Origin of the sequence: Ligilactobacillus murinus DSM 20452 = NBRC 14221 (assembly GCF_001591685.1) — a bacterium.
In the GTDB taxonomy this organism is placed as follows: domain Bacteria; phylum Bacillota; class Bacilli; order Lactobacillales; family Lactobacillaceae; genus Ligilactobacillus; species Ligilactobacillus murinus.
This window is the reverse complement of sequence record NZ_BCVJ01000091.1, coordinates 1-3,126: the sequence shown is the minus strand read 5'-3', so window position 1 is coordinate 3,126 and position 3,126 is coordinate 1. Positions and strand designations below refer to the sequence as shown.

4 protein-coding genes are annotated in these 3,126 nt (G+C 37.6%); 1 reads left to right on the top strand and 3 read right to left on the bottom strand.

What is annotated here, in order from left to right; translation table 11 throughout:
* Positions 1–32 precede the first annotated feature (32 nt).
* The 3 genes from LMU01S_RS09775 to LMU01S_RS09765 all read right to left on the bottom strand — a co-directional run bounded on the left by LMU01S_RS09775 (position 33) and on the right by LMU01S_RS09765 (position 1,970).
* On the bottom strand, positions 33–905 hold the full coding sequence (locus tag LMU01S_RS09775) for an aldose 1-epimerase family protein (protein WP_056959027.1): 873 nt from the start codon (positions 903–905) through the stop codon (positions 33–35).
* 74 nt (positions 906–979) lie between these two features.
* On the bottom strand, positions 980–1,582 hold the full coding sequence (gene plsY / locus LMU01S_RS09770; protein ID WP_056959029.1) for a glycerol-3-phosphate 1-O-acyltransferase PlsY: 603 nt from the start codon (positions 1,580–1,582) through the stop codon (positions 980–982).
* Positions 1,583–1,676: 94 nt separating this feature from the next.
* A complete protein-coding gene (locus tag LMU01S_RS09765) occupies positions 1,677–1,970 on the bottom strand; it encodes a hypothetical protein (RefSeq protein WP_004047845.1) in 294 nt (97 codons plus the stop codon).
* Between the two features lie 170 nt (positions 1,971–2,140).
* Here LMU01S_RS09765 and LMU01S_RS09760 point away from each other — a divergent pair, with 170 nt between their 5' ends.
* Positions 2,141–2,968: a 5'-nucleotidase, lipoprotein e(P4) family gene (locus LMU01S_RS09760; protein ID WP_156470416.1), complete on the top strand. Its 828-nt coding sequence runs from the start codon at positions 2,141–2,143 to the stop codon at positions 2,966–2,968.
* Positions 2,969–3,126: the final 158 nt, after the last annotated feature.

Genomic DNA, 3,126 nt, shown 5'->3' with positions numbered 1-3,126 from the left:
ACGGAAGTGCTGCTTTTTTATTATCTATTTAGTTAGAAAGTGTCGATCGCATAGTTAGCTTCAAAAACCTGTTGTCCACTTAACTTATTGATCGCATATTTTGTTTTAAAATCGCCATCAGTATCCAAAGTATCAGATAAGGCCCACCAAGGCTCAAGACAAACAAAATCACCTTCAGCTGGATAACTTGACCAGATACCCATTGCTTTAGCATCAGTTGTTGTGATCGTTACGCCATGGCCGTGTTGTTTACTTACCAAGCTGATCTGATTTGGTTTTTGCGAAAGATCATAGATAAGAGCATCATTTTTAAATAGGTCATGACTAACGGGTAAGGTTGCTGCGCCAGTCGTGATATGTTCTAGATCGATAAAACCATCGACCAGTGGGATGCGCGGATAACTTTCTTTTGGACTTAGGCGGACTTCGTAATCCTGATAAGTATCAGTTCCCTTTAACTTAGTTGAAAAAGCAGGGTGAGCCCCTAAGCCAAAATACATTTCTTTAGTACTTGGATTGATCACGCGGTAAACTACTTCAAGTTTAGTTTGTGTCAAAATATATTGAACCTGTAAAACAAACTCAAATGGATACTTTTCAAGGGTCTGTTCATTAGAACGTAATTCCAAACAAACCTCAGTTGGAGCTTGATGTAAGATCTCAAAATCCATATCACGAGCAAAACCGTGTTGTGTCAAGTGATAACTTGTCCCATCAACTTGATATGTATCAGCTTTTAAACGGCCCTCGATCGGGAAAAGAACAGCTGAGTGACGCTTCCAATACTTACTATCGCCACTCCACATATATTCAAACCCGTTTTCTTTGGAGATCAAACTAGCTAATTCAGCCCCGTGTTCATTGATCACGACACGTAATTTTTCATTTTCAAGCATAACTGCCATTATAATATCACCTCAACTTCATTATAGCACACAAAAAAAGCATATCTGGGTAACCATAGTCCCAAGATATGCTTTTATTTATTTTGCTTTTGTTGTCGGTGCTTATAACCTAGGCCAAATGGCACCATATTTTCAGTCCCATTTTTGATCCGTTCAATGTTACCGTAGTGGCGAACAAAAACAAATATCGTTAAAGCGATCGCAACGACTGAAAGTAGTGCATCTTTAAAGAAAAATGATACGATCGTGATCAGTAAAAAGCCTAGCATACTAGCAACACTGACCATGCTGGAGATGTAAAGTGTCACTAAAAAAATCACCCAAGCAATAACGAAGAATAATGGATTATAAACTAATAAGACACCAACACTCGTGGCGACAGCTTTTCCACCCTTAAAGTCCGCAAAGATCGGAAAGACATGTCCAATGATCGCTGCTAAACCGATCAAGAGCGGGTCAGCCGTGGAATGGAATAGGAAAGGTAATAAGGCAGCTAAGGTCCCTTTAAACATATCCATCAATAAAACGATCGTGCCAGCTTTTTTTCCTAAGACGCGAAATGTATTGGTCGTTCCCATGTTACCACTACCGTAATTGCGAACATCTTTACCATACATCAATTTCCCGATCCAAACACCTGATGGGATGGAGCCTAAAAGATAGGCAATGATCAACATCAAGATGATCTTTAATGTCTCTGACAAAAAAATTCCTCCTCTAAAAAGCAATACGTTTTATTGTACTGACTTTTTAATATAAATTCAATAAGGATCAGAAGATATAATTGAAAATAACAAAGATCCCAGCAGCTAAAAAGCCTAGCCCGATCACCAGAGTCATTGCCTTTAATTCCCCAGGAGCTTTGTCCCAAGCAATATTTTTTTCATTAGCAGTCAAAGCACCGGTATGGCGTAAAATAGCCATTGTAAAACCAGCAAGTAAAAACATTAGGCTCATTATGCCATAACCGACCAAAGAAATGATCGGTAATGTGGCTAAATTCCCGATCACCAGTAAGATAACGCTTAATAATAAACCAAGTGCAAAGAGCAAACGTTTATTCATATGATAAATTCTCCTTAAAACTAGTCTTATAAACATTATTACACTTTTTTAACCGCTTAACAAATGTTTGAGTAATTTACGTAAAAAACTTGTGTTGTATTCAAATAAATAAATCGGTAAAATACATCTTGTACACAAGTTTTACCTCACAATAAATTGGAGGAGAAATTTTGAAGATCAAAAAGATCATTTTAAGTTTCGTAGCATTTATGCTACTAGGGATGCCAACAGCGCAGGCTAAGACGAATTTGGGCGACCAAAATACGATGGCAGTCGCATGGTATCAAACTTCAGCTGAAGTAAAGGCGTTGTATTTGCAGGGGTATAATGTTGCACGTAATAATCTAGCAACTAAGCTTGCAACTCCATCAGAAAAGCCGAAAGCTATCATTTTAGATATTGATGAAACGGTATTAGACAATTCACCATATCAAGCTTATAATGCTTTAAATAATCGATCCTATCCACACAGTTGGGATCAATGGGTCAAGGCAGCTAAAGCTAAGGCTGTCCCAGGAGCAAAAGACTTTTTGAATTATGCTAATGAGCAGGGCGTTCAAATTTATTATGTCAGTGATCGTGAACAGGGACAATTAAAGGCAACGATCAAGAATTTGACGGCTGAAGGGTTACCACAAGCTGATCGTGAGCATATCTTGCTCAAACAAAAGCAAGATAAGACTAAAGAACAACGACGGCAACAAGTGGCACAACAGGCTGATGTTATCATGCTGTTTGGCGATAATCTTTCTGATTTTAACGATCCAGCTGAAAATACTGTCGTTGATCGCACAAATGATGTTATGCAAAATGCGACACAATTTGGGGATAAATACATCATTTTACCTAATCCAATGTATGGTAATTGGGAAGCGGCATTATACAACAACAATTACCAACAAAGTGATTCCAAGAAGAGCAAGTTACGTAAATCACATTTAACTTACTTCGATCCAAAAACTAATAAGGTAAAACAAACGACTGTAACTACTAAATAATGAGCTAAAACTTGTGTACTTGAAAATTTGAATCTATCTCAGTCAGCCTGCAAGCTAGTAGGCTGACTTTTTATAGTATAGGGTGATTGGGGATGCTGTGTTTAAGATACGTTCGGCTAAAAAATACAAAAAATATTATCAAATTTATATTATTCCTG

Excerpts from the sequence above, each read along its gene's own strand:
- LMU01S_RS09775 (WP_056959027.1), bottom strand. The coding sequence starts at position 905 with ATGGCAGTTATGCTTGAAAATGAAAAATTACGTGTCGTGATCAATGAA.
- plsY (WP_056959029.1), bottom strand. The coding sequence starts at position 1,582 with ATGTTGATCATTGCCTATCTTTTAGGCTCCATCCCATCAGGTGTTTGG.
- LMU01S_RS09765 (WP_004047845.1), bottom strand. The coding sequence starts at position 1,970 with ATGAATAAACGTTTGCTCTTTGCACTTGGTTTATTATTAAGCGTTATC.